This window comes from Haloferax sp. DFSO60, from assembly GCF_046557615.1.
Classification (GTDB): Archaea; Halobacteriota; Halobacteria; order Halobacteriales; family Haloferacaceae; genus Haloferax.
The window spans coordinates 1,378,745-1,395,816 of record NZ_JBKIII010000001.1 but is presented as its reverse complement, the minus strand read 5'-3'; the positions used below and the strand labels follow the sequence as shown (position 1 = coordinate 1,395,816).

Genomic DNA, 17,072 nt, shown 5'->3' with positions numbered 1-17,072 from the left:
AATGAGCAAGGTCTCGGTGACCGGTTCCAAGGGCATCATGTCCGAGGTCATTGAGGCGCTTCATGAGCTGAAACTGCTCCACGTCTCCGAGTACGACGGTTCCTGGCAAGACGAGTACGGCTTCGACTCCGGTAACCCAATCGAGGGTGCAGAGTCGGCGTCGGACAAACTCGTCACCGTCCGGTCGCTCAAGAGTATCCTCGGCGTCGAAGCGAACGACGCTGGCCGTCAGCGTATCGTCCCTGACGACGCGCTCGGCGAACCTCTCGAAGAGATTCGAGAGAAGGTCAACTCCCTCGACGACCGACGCTCGGAACTGGAAGGGAAACTCCGTGACGTCGAAGAAGAAATCGACGCGATGGAGCCCTACGTTGACCTCGGTCTCGACCTCGACTTGCTGTCGGGATACGACTCGCTCCAAGTCGTCGTCGGCCAAGGCAAACTCGACGCCGTCGAGCGCGCTGTCCTCGACGCCGACGACATCGACACGTTCGAAGTGTTCTCGGGCGAGAAAACACACGCCATCTTCGCACACCCCATTTCGGGTGCATCGGAGACGGCACTCATCGACGCGCTCGTCGGAACGGAGTTCACGACGCTCGAAATTCCGGACGCTTCGGGAAGCCCCGAAGAACACATCCGTGACCTCGAACAGGACAAGCGCGAGTTCGAATCGAAACTCGACACCGTCGAGTCCGAACTCGACGACCTGAAAGTCGAAGAAGGCGAATTCCTGCTCGCTGCTGAAGAGCGCCTCGCAATCGACGTGCAGAAGACCGAGGCACCGCTCTCCTTTGCGACGACCGAAAACGCGTTCGTCGCGGAAGGCTGGATTCCAACCGGCGACTACAACGCCTTCGCGAGCGCGCTGAAGGACGCCGTTGGCGAGCGAATCGACGTGGAAGAACTCGAACGCGCGCAGTTCACCCACGACGGCCACGACCACGCGACCGAAAGCGTCGCTGAGACTGGCGGCACCGCCGCGGCGACCGACGGTGGCGTCGTCACGATGGCGAACGACGAACCACCAGTGGTTCAAGAGAACAGTGGTGCGGTCAAGCCGTTCGAACTGCTCGTCCAGGCAGTCAGCCGACCGAACTACCACGAACTCGACCCGACGGTTATCCTCTTCCTCACGTTCCCGGCGTTCTTCGGGTTCATGATTGGGGACCTCGGGTACGGGCTTATCTACACCGCAATCGGATACTATCTGTACGCGAACTTCGACAGTGACGCGTTCAAGAGCATGGGTGGCGTCACCATCGCGGCCGGTGTGTCCACCATGCTGTTCGGTATCCTCTACGGTGAAATCTTCGGCCTGCACCTCATCACGGAGTACTTCTGGGTCGGAACGCTCGGCCTCGAACACCCGCCCATCGAGAAGGGTCTCTCGCCAGCGACCGCAGACTGGGCACTCGGTTGGCTCACCGTGAGCGTCATGGTCGGTATCCTTCACCTGAACATCGGGTACATCTTCGACTTCGTGGACCGGACGAACCTCCACGGTGTCAAAGACGCAGTCCTCGAAGCCGGTTCGTGGATTCTGATGCTCAACGGTCTGTGGATTTGGATTTACAGCCCCGCGCTCGGTGACATCCCACCGCGCTTCCTGTTCACGACGTTCGCCGCAGGCGGTGTCCTCCCAATCGGGTTCACCGGCTTCCCGGCAATCGTCGGCTGGGCTGGTCTCGGTGCGTTCTTCCTCGGCCTCGCGCTCCTCGCGATGGCTGAGCCCGCAGAACTCGTCGAGTTCATCAGCGTCCTCTCGAACGTGCTGTCGTACACTCGTCTTGCCGCAGTGTTGCTCGCGAAGGCCGGAATGGCGTTCGCAGTCAACCTGCTGTTCTTCGGGGCGTACGAACACCACGGCGAGTTCCACTTCCTGCTCAACTACGGGCCGGAGTACGCGCTCGAACATTACGAAGGAGCAGTCATCCTGTTCCCCGGTCTGATGCACTCCGGTGCAGCAGGGCTGGTTGGCGGACTCCTCGTCCTCGTCCTCGGCCACGCACTCGTCCTCGCACTCGGTGTCACGAGCGCCGGTCTGCAGGCAGTGCGTCTCGAGTACGTCGAGTTCTTCGGCAAGTTCTTCGAGGGTGGCGGCCGCGAGTACGAACCGTTCGGCTACGAACGGACGTTCACCACCGAAGACTGACACTCACTCGAACACCACTTTTTTCTATTTCGTCCAGTTAGCGACGCCGCTTTTCTGAGAAACCGGATAGACGGGCCGAGGGACCCGTTTTTCCCGAAGATTTTGGGAACCTTTATGAGACGCCTTGCTACACATACGAACGTTCGGAGACGACAATCCGGTACTTAGGAACACACAATGATCGAAGCAATTGAACCCCTCATGACTGCACTGCAGAGTGAAGCATCCGGTCCCGCCCTTACCGCCTCCGCCGCCGCGGCTCTCGCCGTTGGCCTCGCCGCTTTCGGCGCAGGCTACGCAGAGCGTGGCATCGGTTCCGCCGCAATGGGAGCCATCGCAGAAGACGAGTCTCTTTTCGTTAACGGACTGATTCTGACGGTCCTTCCCGAGACGCTCGTCATTCTCGCGCTGGTCGTTGTCTTCCTGGTCTAAACCACCCCTTCCTTTCCCATCATGAGTTTGGACAACGTCGTTGAGGATATCCGAGAAGAAGCCCGCGCACGTGCGGAGGAAATCAAAGAGAGCGGTGAGGAGCGAGCCGAAGAGATTCGCTCCGAAGCCGAAGCCGAAGCCGAAGCGCTCGTCGAAGAGCGTGAGGCCGCTGTCGAACGCCAGCTCGAACGCGAGCGGGAACAGGCAGTCTCGAGCGCCAAACTCGAAGCCAAGCAGGCTCGACTCGGTGCCCGCCGTGACGTGCTGGAGCGCGTCCGCTCTCAGGTCGAAAGCGAACTTGCCGACCTCGAAGGCGACCGACGTGAGGAGCTGACCCGTACGCTTCTCGACGCGGCATCGGTCGAATTCGAAGACGAAGACGAAGTCTCCGTCTACGGTCGTGCAGACGACGCCGACCTCCTCGAAACCATCCTCGCCGACTACGACGGTTACGAACTGTCCGGTGAGCGCGACTGCCTCGGTGGCGTCGTGGTCGAGGGCGCGAACTCGCGCGTTCGAGTGAACAACACCTTCGACTCGGTCCTCGACAGTCTCTGGGAGGACAATCTGAAGGAAGTGAGCACGCGACTATTCGACGACCAATGAGTACTGCAGGCGGCTCGAATCCAGAATACGTAATCGCTCGTGTTCGAGCGCGACGCAGTGCCCTGTTCGGGGACGAAGAGTACCGCAAACTGGTCCGTATGGGGCCAGCCGAAATTGCCCGCTTTATGGAGGAGTCTGAGTACGAACGTGAGATCAACGCACTGGGGAGTCGCTTCTCCGGCGTTGACCTCATCGAATACGGGCTGAACCAGAATCTGGCGAAGCAGTACAACGACATCCTTAGCTGGGCAGACGGCTCGCTCTACGGTCTCATCGCTCGGTACCTTCGGAAGTTCGACGCGTGGAACGTCAAGACCATCATCCGTGGCATCTACTCCGAGACCGACCGCGACACGGTCGAAGCCGACCTGATTCGCGCCGGTGAGTTCGATGACCGCCTCCTCTCTCGTCTGCTCGACGCAGTCGAAATCGAGGAAGTCATCGAGATTCTCTCGGGGACGATGTTCGGCGATGGTCTCGCGGCCGCCTTCGACGACTACGAGAACGTCGGCGTTCTCGTGCCGTTGGAAAACGCCATCGACCGCGCCTTCTACGAGCAACTGCTCGAAGGCCTCGTCGTCGGCGAAGAGGCACAGCAGTACCGCGAGTTCCTCGAAGCGGAAATCGACTTCCGTAACGCCCGCAACGCACTTCGTATCGCACGCAGCGGTGCCGACCTCGACCCTGTCGAATACTTCATTCAGGGCGGCACCCTGTTCCGTGCGAGCGAACTCGCCGCGCTGGCAAACAACCCGAACGAACTGGTCTCGAAGATTCGAGACAGTCGTTACGGTGACCGACTCTCCGGTGTACTCGCTGACCTCGAAGAGGCAGACAGTCTCATCGGCTTCGAGCGCGCCCTCGACGCGGCGCTCTTGAAGTACGCAGACTCCCTCGGGCACGTGTACCCACTTTCGGTCACACCAATCATCTCGTATATCCTCGCCAAGCAGCGCGAGGTAGACAACATTCGGGCTATCGCTCGTGGCCGCGAGGCCGGGCTTGACCCCGATGCAATCGAGGAGGAACTGGTCATCCTATGAGCCAGGAAATCGCAGTAATTGGCAGTTCGGACTTTACGACCGGCTTCCGCCTTGCGGGTGTCCGCAAGTGTGAGAATGTCCCGGACGACGAGAAGTCCGAAGCACTCGACGGAGCTGTGACCCGCACGCTCGAGGACGAGGACGTCGGCATCATCGTGATGCACGAAGACGACCTCGACTACCTCTCGCGCGGTGTCCGCCAGTCCGTCGAACGCAGTATCGAGCCGACACTCGTGACGCTCGGCGGGTCTGGTGGCGCAAGCGGCCTCCGCGACCAGATCAAGAGAGCAATCGGTATCGATCTGATGGACGAATAACAACAATGAGTCAGGCAACACAAGATTCCGTCCGCGAAGACGGCATCATCGCAAGCGTGAGTGGTCCGGTCGTGATCGCCCGCGACCTTGACGCCCGTATGAACGACGTTGTGTACGTCGGAAATGAAGGGCTGATGGGCGAAGTCATCGAAATCGAGGGCGACCTCACGACCATTCAGGTGTACGAGGAGACCTCCGGTGTCGGTCCCGGCGAACCCGTCGAAAACACGGGCGAACCGCTGACCGTCGACCTGGGTCCCGGCATGCTCGACGCCATCTATGATGGTGTCCAGCGTCCGCTGGACGTGCTCGAGTCCAAGATGGACTCGGCATTCCTCGACCGTGGTGTTGACGCACCCGGTATCGACCTCGAAAAGAAATGGGAATTCGAACCCGTCGTCTCCGAAGGCGACGAAGTCGAACCTGGTGACATCGTTGGTACCGTCGACGAGACGGTCACCATCGAGCACAAGGTCATGGTCCCGCCAAACTTCGAAGGCGGCGAAGTCGTCGCAATCGAGGCAGGCGAGTTCTCTGTCACCGAGGCAGTCGTCGAACTCGACAACGGCGAAGAAGTCACCATGCACCAGGAGTGGCCGGTTCGTCGTACCCGCCCATCCCAAGACAAGAAGACGCCCCGCGAACCCCTCGTTTCGGGTCAGCGTATTCTCGACGGTCTGTTCCCCATCGCAAAGGGTGGAACGGCCGCAATTCCGGGTCCGTTCGGCTCCGGGAAGACTGTCACTCAGCACCAGCTCGCCAAGTGGGCTGACGCAGACATCGTCGTCTACGTCGGCTGTGGTGAGCGCGGTAACGAGATGACCGAGGTTATCGAGGACTTCCCGGAACTCGACGACCCGAAGACGGGCAACCCGCTCATGGCTCGGACGTGCCTCATCGCGAACACGTCCAACATGCCTGTGGCAGCACGCGAGTCGTGTGTGTACACCGGCATCACCATCGCGGAGTACTACCGTGACATGGGCTACGACGTCGCGCTGATGGCCGACTCCACCTCCCGGTGGGCAGAGGCGATGCGCGAAATCTCCTCGCGTCTCGAGGAGATGCCCGGTGAAGAAGGGTACCCCGCGTACCTCTCGGCACGTCTCTCCGCGTTCTACGAGCGCGCAGGCTACTTCACGACCATCAACGGTCAGGAAGGTTCCGTCTCGGTTATCGGCGCAGTGTCGCCGCCGGGCGGCGACTTCTCCGAGCCAGTGACGCAGAACACCCTGCGTATCGTCAAGACCTTCTGGGCACTCGACGCAGACCTCGCAGAGCGTCGTCACTTCCCGGCTATCAACTGGAACGAGTCCTACTCGCTCTACCAGAACCAGCTTGACCCGTGGTTCGTCGAGAACGTCAAGGACGACTGGCCAGAAGAGCGCCAGTGGGCCGTCGACGTACTCGACGAAGAGGCCGAGCTGCGAGAAATCGTTCAGCTCGTCGGTAAGGACGCACTCCCGGAGGACCAGCAGTTGACGCTCGAAGTCGCTCGCTACCTTCGTGAGGCGTACCTCCAGCAGAACGCGTTCCACCCGACGGACACGTTCTGTGAACCGGAGAAGACCTACGGTATCCTCACCGCCATCCACACGTTCAACGACGAGGCGTTCAAGGCACTCGAAGCCGGCGTCACCGTCGAAGAAATTCAGTCCATCGACGCCGCGCCACAGCTGAACCGTATCGGTGTCCAGGAAGACTGGGATGCGTTCATCGAGGACCTCAAAGATGAGATTACGGAGCAACTCCGCGCACTGTACTGAACCATGAAAGAATACCAAACTATCACCGAAATCAGCGGCCCGCTGGTGTTCGCCGAAGTCGACGAGCCGATCGGTTACGACGAAATCGTCGAAATCGAGACGCCGCAAGGCGAGACCAAGCGTGGACAGGTCCTCGAATCCAGCGAGGGTCTCGTCGCGATTCAGGTGTTCGAAGGTACGACTGGTATCGACCGGAACGCGTCCGTCAAGTTCCTCGGAGAGACGCTCAAGATGCCCGTGACCGAGGACCTCCTCGGTCGCGTGCTCGACGGGTCCGGCCAGCCGATCGACGGCGGCCCAGACATCGTCCCCGACGAGCGTCACGACATCGTCGGCGCTGCAATCAACCCCTTCTCGCGCGAGTACCCCGAAGAGTTCATTCAGACGGGTGTCTCCTCGATCGACGGGATGAACACGCTCGTGCGTGGCCAGAAGCTCCCGATCTTCTCGGGCTCTGGACTTCCGCACAACGACCTCGCACTGCAGATTGCTCGTCAGGCAACGGTGCCTGAAGAAGGCGAGGGGGACGACGACGAAGGCTCCGAATTCGCAGTGATTTTCGGCGCGATGGGTATCACCGCAGAAGAGGCAAACGAGTTCATGGAAGACTTCGAGCGCACGGGCGCACTCGAACGCTCTGTCGTCTTCATGAACCTCGCGGACGACCCCGCAGTCGAGCGGACGGTCACGCCGCGTCTTGCACTCACCACCGCAGAGTACCTCGCGTTCGAGAAGGACTACCACGTCCTCGTTATCCTCACGGACATGACGAACTACTGTGAGGCACTCCGCGAAATCGGTGCGGCCCGTGAAGAGGTTCCGGGTCGCCGTGGTTACCCCGGTTACATGTACACTGACCTTGCACAGCTCTACGAGCGTGCAGGTCGTATCAAGGGTCGTGAAGGGTCTGTGACGCAGATTCCGATTCTCACCATGCCCGGTGACGACGACACGCACCCGATTCCTGACCTGACCGGTTACATTACCGAGGGTCAGATTGTGATGGACCGTGACCTCAACAGTCAGGGTCTCCGTCCACCGGTGAACGTGCTGCCGTCGCTGTCGCGTCTCATGGACGACGGTATCGGTGAGGGCCTCACCCGTGAGGACCACGCCGACGTCTCCGACCAGATGTACGCGGCGTACGCAGAGGGTGAAGACCTTCGCGACCTCGTGAACATTGTCGGTCGTGAAGCACTCTCCGAGCGCGACAACAAGTACCTCGACTTCGCCGAGCGCTTCGAAGAGGAGTTCGTCAATCAGGGCTACGACACCGACCGCCCGATTGCCGAGACGCTCGACATCGGTTGGGACCTCCTCTCGACGCTGCCGAAGACGGAGCTCAACCGTATCGACGAAGAGCTCATCGAAGAGTACTACAAAGAAGACGCCGACGCTGTCGAAGCCGAAGCGTAATCTCACAGTTTCTTTCTCTTTATCGACGCCGCGAGCGACAGCGTTTGCGACCAACAGCAGGAAGTGACACCGCCGCTGTCGTCGCCGTCTCCGTCGCCACATAGAACCTTATTCACCGATGACGTGTCCCCGGTATGCGCAGTTCTCACGGCATCCCGATTCGCGTCGTCGCACTCGTGGATGCCCCGTATCGCGACCGGGTCGAGGGCGTCTTGTCGCCGCTGTCGCCGGAGATTGTCGCGTCGGTTGCCGACGTTCACTCACGCCTTGCCAACGACCCACCCGAGTGCGTCGTCGTCGCCAGCGACGACCGAGCGCGAATCGAAACTACCCTCGCCGAACTCACCGACGTGCCGGTCGTCGTCGTCCAACCGCTCGACAGCGACCTCAGTGTCGCCGCGGCGTTCGATGCTGGGGCGGCGGATGTCGTCCCGATAACCGAGACAAACGTGTTCGCACGCCTGCCCGACCGAATCGAGAGCGTGGTCACCTGGCGACGCGACCACGAATCTGCGAGCGAGCGAATCACCGAAGACCTCAAAGAGCGCTCGATGGACGCCGCGCCGGTCGGTATCTCACTTGCCGACGCGTCGCTTCCTGACCAACCGCTCGTCTACATCAACGACTTCTTCGAGTCGATGACTGGCTACGGACCCACCGAGGCGTTGGGTCGCAACTGCCGGTACTTGCAAGGCCCCGAAACCGACTTAGAACACGTCGCCGAACTTCGTGAGGCCGTGAACGCCGAAACTCCGGCTTCGGTCGAACTCGTCAACTACCGGCGCGATGGCACGTCGTTCTGGAACCGTATCGACCTCGCCCCGATTCGTGACGAGAGGGGCGACGTCACCCACTTCGTCGGATTCCAGACCGACATCACCGAGCGCGTTCGCGCCGAAGAGGACGCCGCACGCTACGCCGCCGAAGTCGAAACCGAGCGCGCCCGACTCCAACGTCTCGTCGAACACATCGAAGGTTTGCTCGAAGACGTGACGAGCGTCCTCGTCCGGGCCGAGTCACGCGCCGAACTGGAGCAATCCGTCTGTAACCAAGTCGCGGCGACACCCGAGTTTGCCAGCGCGTGGATTGGTGGATTGGACCTCTCTCCCGACGCTATCGTCCCATCGGTGTGGTGCGGAACGGACACCGATTCGCTGACGACGTTACGTATCGACCGCGACGATGCGGACCCGGTCGCTGAGGCCGTCAGAACACAGACTGTCCAGACCGCGTACGACCCGACTGGTGGAATACACCCCGACGCGAACGTCCCATTTTCGGGTGTAATTGCAGTGCCGCTAGTCCACCGCGAGACGCTTTACGGCGTCCTCTGTGTCTACGCCGACGATGACGCCATCGAAGACGACGTGTACGTCGTCTTCGGAACGCTCGGTCGGGCGGTCGGTGCGGCCATCGACGCCTTCGAGAGTCGGCGCACGTTGCTCTCGAACGCGGTGGTCGAACTCGAAATCGACCTGCTCGAGCCGATGCAACCGCTCGTCGAGTTCGCCTCGCTCGTGGAATGCCGACTCGAATACGAGGGCGTTGTTTCGCACGACGACGGCACGGTGAGTCTCTTCGTTTCGATGACGCCAGCAGACAGACTTGACGACCTGAGCGACTCTATTTCTGGGATTCAGTCGGTGACGAATCTCGTCCAGCGCGACGGTGCAGGGCTCGCAGAAATTCGACTCGAATCGGGGTCGGTAATCGAACAAATCGCAGACAGCGGCGGGCGACTGTTCGACCTCGTTGCCGACGAAGATGGGTGTCGGGTGATGGTTGTCGTTTCTGACCGCGCTGTTGGGCGCGCACTGCTCGACGACCTCCGAACCGACCACGGTGACATCGAACTCCGCGCAGTCAGAGAGCGTGAAACCCCACCACAGACCCGTAGAGAGTTCGTCTCGGAACTCGGTGACGAACTCACTCCGCGACAGTACGCCGCCCTCCAGGTCGCCTACCTCGGCGGGTTTTTCGACTGGCCGCACGGCATCACTGGTGACGAACTCGCGGCGACGATGAACATCTCACGGGCGACGTACCACCAACACCTGCGGGCCGCAGAGCGAAAACTCGTCTCGCACTTTTTCGAAGCCACGCCAAGCTAACTTGTGGCTGGTCTTGACGTCGCTCTTTATTGTTCAGGAATACATCCGATTTTTCGAGTGAGTATTTGGTGGCAGTCACTGCGCAACCCGAGACCCAACCGCCCGGTGAAACACGCCGTGTTGCACGGCTTATCTTCGAATATACGTGGCTCGTCGTCGCGGTTGCCACCCTTTTGTGGTCAGTCGGTGGGACACTTCCGTCGGAGTATCGCTACGTCCCGTTGCTTTTGAGTATGGTCATCTTCGGTCTCCCGCACGGCGCGCTCGACCACGTGACGCTCCCTCGCGAACGCGGCACCAACCTCTCGGTGCGCTCGCTCGCAGTGGTTGGGTTATTGTATGCACTCTTCGCGACTGCCTACGCCGCCGTCTGGTTTACCGCCCCGACGCTCGCGTTCGTCACGTTCCTCCTCTTGACGTGGTTTCACTGGGGGACTGGAGACCTGTTTCCGCTCGTTCTCTTAGTCGAGCGAACCCACCTCGACACGCGACTCCAGCGGGTATTCGTCGCGACTGCACGCGGCGCGATTCCGCTTCTCGTTCCGATTATCGCCCACCCGGTGACGTATCGAGAAGCCGCAACTGCCGTCGTTCAACTGTTCGACCCGACTCTCTCACTGACGTGGTTGACCGCACCCACCTTTCGGACCGCGCTCGGAATCGGATTCACCGCGCTGACGTTGACTGCGTTGTTCGCTGGTCGCCTCGGCGTCGTCGATGCCGAGACGCGTCGCTCGTGGTACTACGACCTCACCGAGACGGCGTTGTTGATACTGCTCTTTGTCGTCTTGCCACCCATCGTCGCACTGGGAGTGTACTTCCCGCTGTGGCACTCGACGCGGCATCTCGCGCGGATTGCGTTACTCGACGACCGGACTGCGGGGCCGCTCCGCGATGGTCGAATCGGCACTGCCGCACTGAAACTCGGCATCGACGCGATACCGATGACGGTTGGTGCGCTCGTCATCTTCGCACTGCTCGCGGTTGCTGTCCCGACACAACTCGGGTCGATGCAAGACCTCGCGGACGCCTACCTCGTCTTGCTCGCCGTCTTCACCCTCCCTCACACGATAATTGTCACGTGGCTAGACAAAATACAGCACATCTGGTGAGATTCGACCTCGAATTTTGCCCTGAAGGCTTCGCACGCACGAGCGCGACAGTAAAAGATTAACACCACAGAAGAACAACCCCCGCCAACGATGGCCGAAGACGTCAAGCCGACTCGCAAAAATCTGATGGCGATTGAGGATCGCATCGAACTCTCCGAGCGAGGTCACGACACGCTCGAACAGAAGCGAGACGGTCTCATCATGGAATTCATGGACATCCTCGACCAGGCGCAGGACGTGCGCGCCAACCTCAACGGGGCCTACGACCACGCACAGGACACGATCAACATGGCGCGCGCCATGGAGGGCGACGTCGCCGTTCGCGGTGCCGCCGCCGCGCTCAAGGAGTACCCAGAAATCACGACGCAGTCGAAGAACATCATGGGTGTCGTCGTCCCGCAAATCGAGTCCTCGCGCGTCAAGAAGAGCCTCGACCAGCGTGGCTACGGTCTCCTCGGCTCTTCGGCCCGCATCGACGAGGCCGCCGACGCCTACGAGGAACTCCTCGAAGCAGTCATCCTCGCCGCAGAGGTCGAGACGGCGATGAAGAAGATGCTCGAAGAGATCGAGACCACGAAGCGCCGTGTCAACGCGCTCGAATTCAAACTCCTCCCCGAACTCTACGAGAACCAAGAGTTCATCGAGCAGAAACTCGAAGAACAGGAGCGCGAGGAAATCTTCCGGATGAAGAAGATCAAGGCGAAGAAGGAAGAAGAAGAGAAGGAAGCCCGCAAGGAAGCAGAGGCAGAAGCGGAAGCCGAAGCCGCCGCCGCGAACTAACGCTCTCTATCTCTCTCCCAATCGATTTTCACCACCCACCTCGTAGCCCTCGCTATGTCTTGTCCAATGTGTGGTGGTGACACGGCCGTCTTTGCCGTTCCCGAGGAACTGTCTGCGCACGCACCCGACGATACTGACCGAGTCGCACTCTGTGGTGACTGTCTTCGCGTACACGCGAGCGACGCTCCTGTCACGACCGATTCGAACCGGCCACTCGCGGAGATTGTTCCTGCTACCGACGGCGGCGCGGCGTTGGCGCTCGTGATTGGGATGCTCGATTCGCTCGCGCTCAACCGTGCGGCTATCGTCTCGTGTCTCGAATACGCGGAAGCAGAAGGTGTGGACGTGCATCTCGCATTAGCTCGGCTGGACGATTCAGTCCCAGCGGCGCACTTCGACATCGAGCGTCGAACTACACAACTTGATTCGTTTCTCGATTCGTGAGGAGGTAACATCGAGACGAGTCGGTCACCTCCGACCACGACAGACACACTTCCGAACCCCTTTTAGTGTGTTTGCGTAACCAGTGGCAGAGATGAATCGAATCGCGACCGAATTTGCGTGCGTCACCTTCGGGCCTCCGGACGAACTGCGATGGTGAGCGTGCGCAGTCGAATCGGTGGCGTCGCGGACGAAACCCGCGTCGTCCTCGGTGCAGTCATCGTCAGCACGTTCTTCATCGGATTCGGTGGGGGAGTTATCTTCCCGATATTGCCGAATCTCGGGGCTGTCCTCGGCATCTCGCCGTTTCTCGTGGGGATTATCCTGAGTGCGAATCGCTTCTCGCGGTTGGTCGCAAACGCTCCTGCCGGGAGTCTCGTGGACCGAATCGGGACACGTACGCCCTTCGTGGTTGGCATGTTCATCCAAGGACTCGCCACGTTCGGCTACGTACTCGCGATGGTTTCGCCGCTCCCCGAAGCGTGGTTTCTCACCGCTCGTCTACTGTGGGGTGCTGGAAGTGCGCTCGTCTTTGCGACTGCCTACACCATCGCCGCCGACGTGAGCGACGACGGGTCACGGGGGACGAACATGGGACTCATCAGAGGCGGCGTCCTCTTCGGGTTCCCGACCGGCGTGGTCATCGGTGGCGTCGTGAGCGAACTCACCACGACGGTCACTGCATTCGGCGTCGCCACCGTCTTCGCCTTTCTCGCCAGCATCGTCGCGTACGTGACAGTTCCCGAGACGCACGTCGAATCGGGACAGAACAAATCGGTCAAACCGTGGGATATCAACACCAGTCTCCCCGCACTCACCGTCGGATTGGTGAACTTCTCGGTTCTGTTCGTCTATATCGGTGCGCTGTTCGCCACGCTCGTGTTGTTTCTCAACCAGAACGACCTCAGCGTCTTGGGATTCGACGCCCAGGGCTCGTCGGGTATCTTCATGGGTCTCACCGTCGTCGCGGCGGGCGTTTCGATGTACTTCGGCGGCTACGTGAGCGACCAGCGTGGGTCGCGTATTCCGACGTTACTGTGCTTTTTGGGAGCGACGTCGCTCGGATTCGTCTTGCTCACGTTTGCGGACTCGAACCTGTCGTTAGCCCTCGCGTGTCTGTGTATTGGCATCGGACAGGGCGGGACGAGCGGGCCGTTGATGGCGCTGTTGGGTGACCTCATCCCCGACGACGAGATGGGTCGCGCCGTCGGGACGAGCAACGTCTTCGGCGACATCGGCGGTGGATTCGGCCCAATCGTCACTCTCCCACTAATCGATACCATCGGCTTCTCGCCGATTTATCTCGCCTGTGCGGTGTTGCCTATCGTCGCGGCCGTGATTCTACTCGGTGGCGTCCGTCGAGAGACTGGTCACTTCGTTCCGAACGTTCGCTGACTGGAGGCAAACCGTATCGAGACTGGTGTCTCCGGTCTCTCGCTGCGAAAGAGAAAAACGCCGAGGAGAGCGTGTTTAGACGCCGGTGGAGTAGCGAAGGATTCCGGCGATACCGCCGAAGGCGTCGTAGAGTTGTTCGCCTTTCTCGAAGTCCGTGCTGATGAACTTGGTCTCCGTTCCGCGCTGGTCGGCGAGATTCATCAGGAACTCGATGACGTCTTCGCGTTCTTTGAGTTCCGCCTCACCGCCGTCCTCGCACTCGTGGGAGGGCGTACTGTGGCGCTGGTCGATGAGTTCGTACTCGTCTTGGCCGTTGCAGTCGAAGATGGCGACGTCCTTACGAAGGTCCTCGGAGATGAGGAGTCGGTCCACAGAGCCCATGACGAGGTTCTTTCGCGTCGCTTCGAACCCGTAGGTGGACTCGTTGCCGCGGTGGAGTTTCTCGAAGAACTCCTCCATCTGCTTTTTGTCCTTGATGACTTCCTGGTCGGCGAGAGCCTCTTGTCCGGCATCGACGAGGTCGTAGAGGCCGGATTCGTCGGTGTAGGCGACGTCGAACTTGCCGACGACGAGGTCCTGAATCTCGTGGTGAAGGTAGTCGCCATCGAGGAACTCGTCTTTGGTCGGCGATGGGCCGCCGACGAGGACGCCGTCCATCTCGTGGCGCTTGGGGACGAACAGGTCGTTGGCCATGCCTGCGACTTCCTGATAGAAGTTGTCGATGGCTTCGAGGCGCAGACGGGCGAAACGCTGGGCGGACTGACCACCCTTTCGCTGTTTGCCGGGGACGAGCGACGAGGCGCTCTTGACCGGTTCGACGCGTTTGCCTTTCAGCCACCCGACGTTCGCCTCGCGGCGGTCGAGGACGACGAGGCCGAACAGGCCCTTGTCCATGAGCATGTCTTCGAGCGGTCCGGTGAGGAAGTTCGAATCACAGTGGTACCGGAACGACTGAATCGGCTCTGGTGGGCTATCGAGAACCTTCGTGACCATCGTGGTCTGTCCGCCGCCGGAGTTGACCGCGCCGGAGAACATGACGATACCGCGCTCTGGCGGGAAGGTGTCGTAGTATCGCAGACGGTCCTTGATACTCGTAAGCGCGTCTTGGACGTTCGTTCGCGTCTGTTTGGACTTGATGTTCGAGGCTTCGCTGTGTTCCGTGATGACGTGTTCGACCACGTCGGAAATCTGCTTGTCCTCGGGGATGTATATCGTGACGAGTTGGGTTCCGGAGCCTTCGTACTCTTTGAGGTCTTCGATGACCTTCTTGAATTCGTACTTCCGGCGTTCTTCACCCGCCTCCTCGGCGTCGCTACTCATTACTCCACATAGTCCGGCCAGTGGCTAAGTAACCTTTGACTGGTCGCGTCTCTCGGTATCATACGCCACGTTTTCCGCCGATTCGGTGGTCGGCTCGGTTCGGTGCCATGGTCGGAGAACCTTTATGTGCCTGTCACGGGTGGATTTCGACAGTAGCAATATGGCACGGGTCTACGCAGTCGCCAGCGCGAAAGGCGGGGTTGGAAAAACGACCACGACAGCCAACCTCGGAACCGTCCTCGCGATGGCCGGTCACGACGTCCTCGTCGTCGACGGCGACCTTGGCATGCCGAATCTCGCGTCCGCACTCGGCGTCGAACCCGACAGAACGACCCTCCACGACGTACTCACCGGCGATTCGCCGGTCTCTGAGGCGATTTACGAGGGTCCTGCCGGGCTCGATGTTCTTCCGGGTTCGCCGGCGCTCGAAGCGTTCGCCAAGGCAGAATCGACAGGACTGGAATCGATTATTCCCTCGCTGGAATCTCAGTACGACATCATCATCGTCGATACGGGTGCGGGACTGAGTAACGACACCTTCGTCCCGATGAAACTCGCCGACGAGGTGCTGTTGGTCTCGACGACCGAGCGCAGTTCGCTCGGCGACACTGAAAAGACGCGACAACTAGCCAAACGAATCGGCGCAGAGACGGTCGGTGTCGTCCTCACGCGCGTCGATCAGACGAATCCGAACGCCGACGAAGTCGCCTCTCGACTCGATGCGGGCGTCATCGCCGTCGTTCCCGAAGACTCCGCAATCCGCGAGGCGCTCAACAGCCAAGCACCTGCAGTGCTTCGTTCACCCGACAGTATCGCGTCGGCAGGCTACCGCGCGCTCGCAGAGGCGCTTATCGGCCAACCGGTCCCCGCACCGCAATCGGACGAATCGATGGACGACGAATCGGTGGCCGAGGCTGAGACTGTCGAGACGGCATCCGACCCAGAACCCACGCCCGAACAGACCGTGGTCGAGATGGACCACGATACGAACGACGGCGATGCTGAGGCCGACGCTGACGACGACGCGGAAGATTCTCTCTCTGAGTCAGTCGAAGAACCCGACGCCGTCGCCGAGTCGGACCCAGTACCCGCTGCCGAACCCGACCCAGAAGTGGTCGAAGAGCCGGAGTCTGTGCCGGACTCGGAACCTACGACAGAAGCCGAAACCCCGTCGCTCTCGTTCGATTCGAACCCCGAGTCACACGGCGAGGACGAGGAAGATGAGTTCTCTGAAGCGGATGCGATTCCGTTCTCGTCTGGGTCGGTTTCCGAACCTGCCGCGGATGGCGACGATACCGATGAACCGGTCGAAGAACCCGCTACCGCCGCCGCCACCGCCGACGTTGAGGCCGACGCCGACGAACTTGCACAGGAGTCCGAACCTGCGCACGACCCACTGGCAGAAGCCGCGCCAGCGCCGAGCGAAGACGAACCAGACCCACTGGCGGCTGACCCACTCGAATCGACCGATGATATCGGTCCGCTCGCCGATGCAGACGACGTTGCGAGCGTTACCGGCGGTCCGTCCCCCGACTCTACTCCCACCGAGTCGATGGCCGACGACCCCCTCGCGGCAGATGCCGAACCGATGGGAGAGCCACTTCACGAGGAGACGACGACGGAATCGGCTCCGGACCCGACGCCCGAAACGACCCCGGAACCAGACCACCAAGCCGCCGAGAACGACCCAAACGAACCAGTCAAATCCGAGAGCGAGACTGTCGCTCACGACTCGGCGTCGCAGGAGTCCGAATCACAGACGCCTGAACCGGCAGTCACTGACGAGAACGACGAACCACTCGTCGCCGAGGCGGAACCGACTACGTCCGAGGCGGAGGTCATCGAACACGAAGACGAAGAGACCGAAGACGAGGACGAAGATGGCGTCTACACTACGTCGCTGGTCGAGGAGATAGAGTCGTTGGACGACGACGAACCCAAAGAGAAGAAGAAGGGCTTTTTCAGCCGATTCCTCGGCTAACTCCTCTCGTCCGACGAAACGAGAGACCTTTTATTCGCGTCTGTGGAACGGCCTCGTATGGCAGAATCCGATTCGATACCATTCTGGTGGATCGTACTTTTCCTAGTCCTCGCGCTCGGTGCGGGCGGTGCAGTCGTCCTCGCCGTCGGCGGGTCGCTCATCTCGGCACTGGCGTCGCTCCCACTCCTCTTCTAAAA

The 17,072-nt window shown here is 60.6% G+C and carries 15 protein-coding genes; 14 read left to right on the top strand and 1 reads right to left on the bottom strand.

What is annotated here, in order from left to right:
* Position 1: 1 nt before the first annotated feature.
* The 12 genes from ACK509_RS07450 to ACK509_RS07395 all read left to right on the top strand — a co-directional run bounded on the left by ACK509_RS07450 (position 2) and on the right by ACK509_RS07395 (position 13,574).
* Entirely contained in the window at positions 2-2,155 is a 2,154-nt protein-coding gene (locus ACK509_RS07450) for a V-type ATP synthase subunit I (protein WP_410765849.1), read from the top strand.
* 177 nt (positions 2,156-2,332) lie between these two features.
* Complete coding sequence (locus ACK509_RS07445) at positions 2,333-2,587, top strand: F0F1 ATP synthase subunit C (protein ID WP_410765848.1); 255 nt, start codon at positions 2,333-2,335, stop codon at positions 2,585-2,587.
* Between the two features lie 21 nt (positions 2,588-2,608).
* Positions 2,609-3,193, top strand: coding sequence for a V-type ATP synthase subunit E (locus ACK509_RS07440; RefSeq protein ID WP_410765847.1), 585 nt, complete (start codon positions 2,609-2,611; stop codon positions 3,191-3,193).
* Positions 3,190-4,236: a V-type ATP synthase subunit C gene (locus ACK509_RS07435; RefSeq protein WP_410765846.1), complete on the top strand. Its 1,047-nt coding sequence runs from the start codon at positions 3,190-3,192 to the stop codon at positions 4,234-4,236. The genes ACK509_RS07440 and ACK509_RS07435 overlap by 4 nt, the downstream gene beginning before the upstream one ends.
* A complete protein-coding gene (locus ACK509_RS07430; protein ID WP_410765845.1) occupies positions 4,233-4,553 on the top strand; it encodes a V-type ATP synthase subunit F in 321 nt (106 codons plus the stop codon). Before ACK509_RS07435 ends, ACK509_RS07430 begins: the two co-directional genes overlap by 4 nt.
* A 5-nt stretch (positions 4,554-4,558) precedes the next feature.
* Positions 4,559-6,319 (top strand): ATP synthase subunit A, encoded by a 1,761-nt coding sequence (locus tag ACK509_RS07425; RefSeq protein ID WP_410765844.1) that lies wholly within the window; start codon positions 4,559-4,561, stop codon positions 6,317-6,319.
* 3 nt (positions 6,320-6,322) lie between these two features.
* Positions 6,323-7,735: an ATP synthase subunit B gene (locus ACK509_RS07420; protein WP_410765843.1), complete on the top strand. Its 1,413-nt coding sequence runs from the start codon at positions 6,323-6,325 to the stop codon at positions 7,733-7,735.
* A gap of 134 nt (positions 7,736-7,869) precedes the next feature.
* Positions 7,870-9,846 (top strand): bacterio-opsin activator domain-containing protein, encoded by a 1,977-nt coding sequence (locus ACK509_RS07415; RefSeq protein WP_410765842.1) that lies wholly within the window; start codon positions 7,870-7,872, stop codon positions 9,844-9,846.
* 68 nt (positions 9,847-9,914) lie between these two features.
* On the top strand, positions 9,915-10,958 hold the full coding sequence (locus tag ACK509_RS07410; protein ID WP_410765840.1) for a Brp/Blh family beta-carotene 15,15'-dioxygenase: 1,044 nt from the start codon (positions 9,915-9,917) through the stop codon (positions 10,956-10,958).
* Positions 10,959-11,048: 90 nt separating this feature from the next.
* A complete protein-coding gene (locus ACK509_RS07405; RefSeq protein WP_410765839.1) occupies positions 11,049-11,738 on the top strand; it encodes a V-type ATP synthase subunit D in 690 nt (229 codons plus the stop codon).
* A 54-nt stretch (positions 11,739-11,792) separates the two neighbouring features.
* Positions 11,793-12,182 carry a DUF6276 family protein gene (locus ACK509_RS07400; protein WP_410765838.1) on the top strand — a complete coding sequence of 130 codons (390 nt, stop codon included), beginning with the start codon at positions 11,793-11,795 and terminating at the stop codon, positions 12,180-12,182.
* 150 nt (positions 12,183-12,332) lie between these two features.
* Positions 12,333-13,574, top strand: a complete 1,242-nt coding sequence (locus ACK509_RS07395; protein WP_410765837.1) for an MFS transporter — start codon at positions 12,333-12,335, stop codon at positions 13,572-13,574.
* 75 nt (positions 13,575-13,649) lie between these two features.
* Here the strand turns inward: ACK509_RS07395 and prf1 are convergent, their stop codons facing one another.
* Positions 13,650-14,894: a peptide chain release factor aRF-1 gene (prf1, locus tag ACK509_RS07390; RefSeq protein WP_410765835.1), complete on the bottom strand. Its 1,245-nt coding sequence runs from the start codon at positions 14,892-14,894 to the stop codon at positions 13,650-13,652.
* Positions 14,895-15,054: 160 nt separating this feature from the next.
* Between prf1 and minD the strand changes: the two genes are divergently transcribed.
* Entirely contained in the window at positions 15,055-16,875 is a 1,821-nt protein-coding gene (gene minD, locus ACK509_RS07385) for a cell division ATPase MinD (RefSeq protein WP_410765834.1), read from the top strand.
* Between the two features lie 57 nt (positions 16,876-16,932).
* A complete protein-coding gene (locus ACK509_RS07380) occupies positions 16,933-17,070 on the top strand; it encodes a hypothetical protein (RefSeq protein WP_410765833.1) in 138 nt (45 codons plus the stop codon).
* Positions 17,071-17,072: the final 2 nt, after the last annotated feature.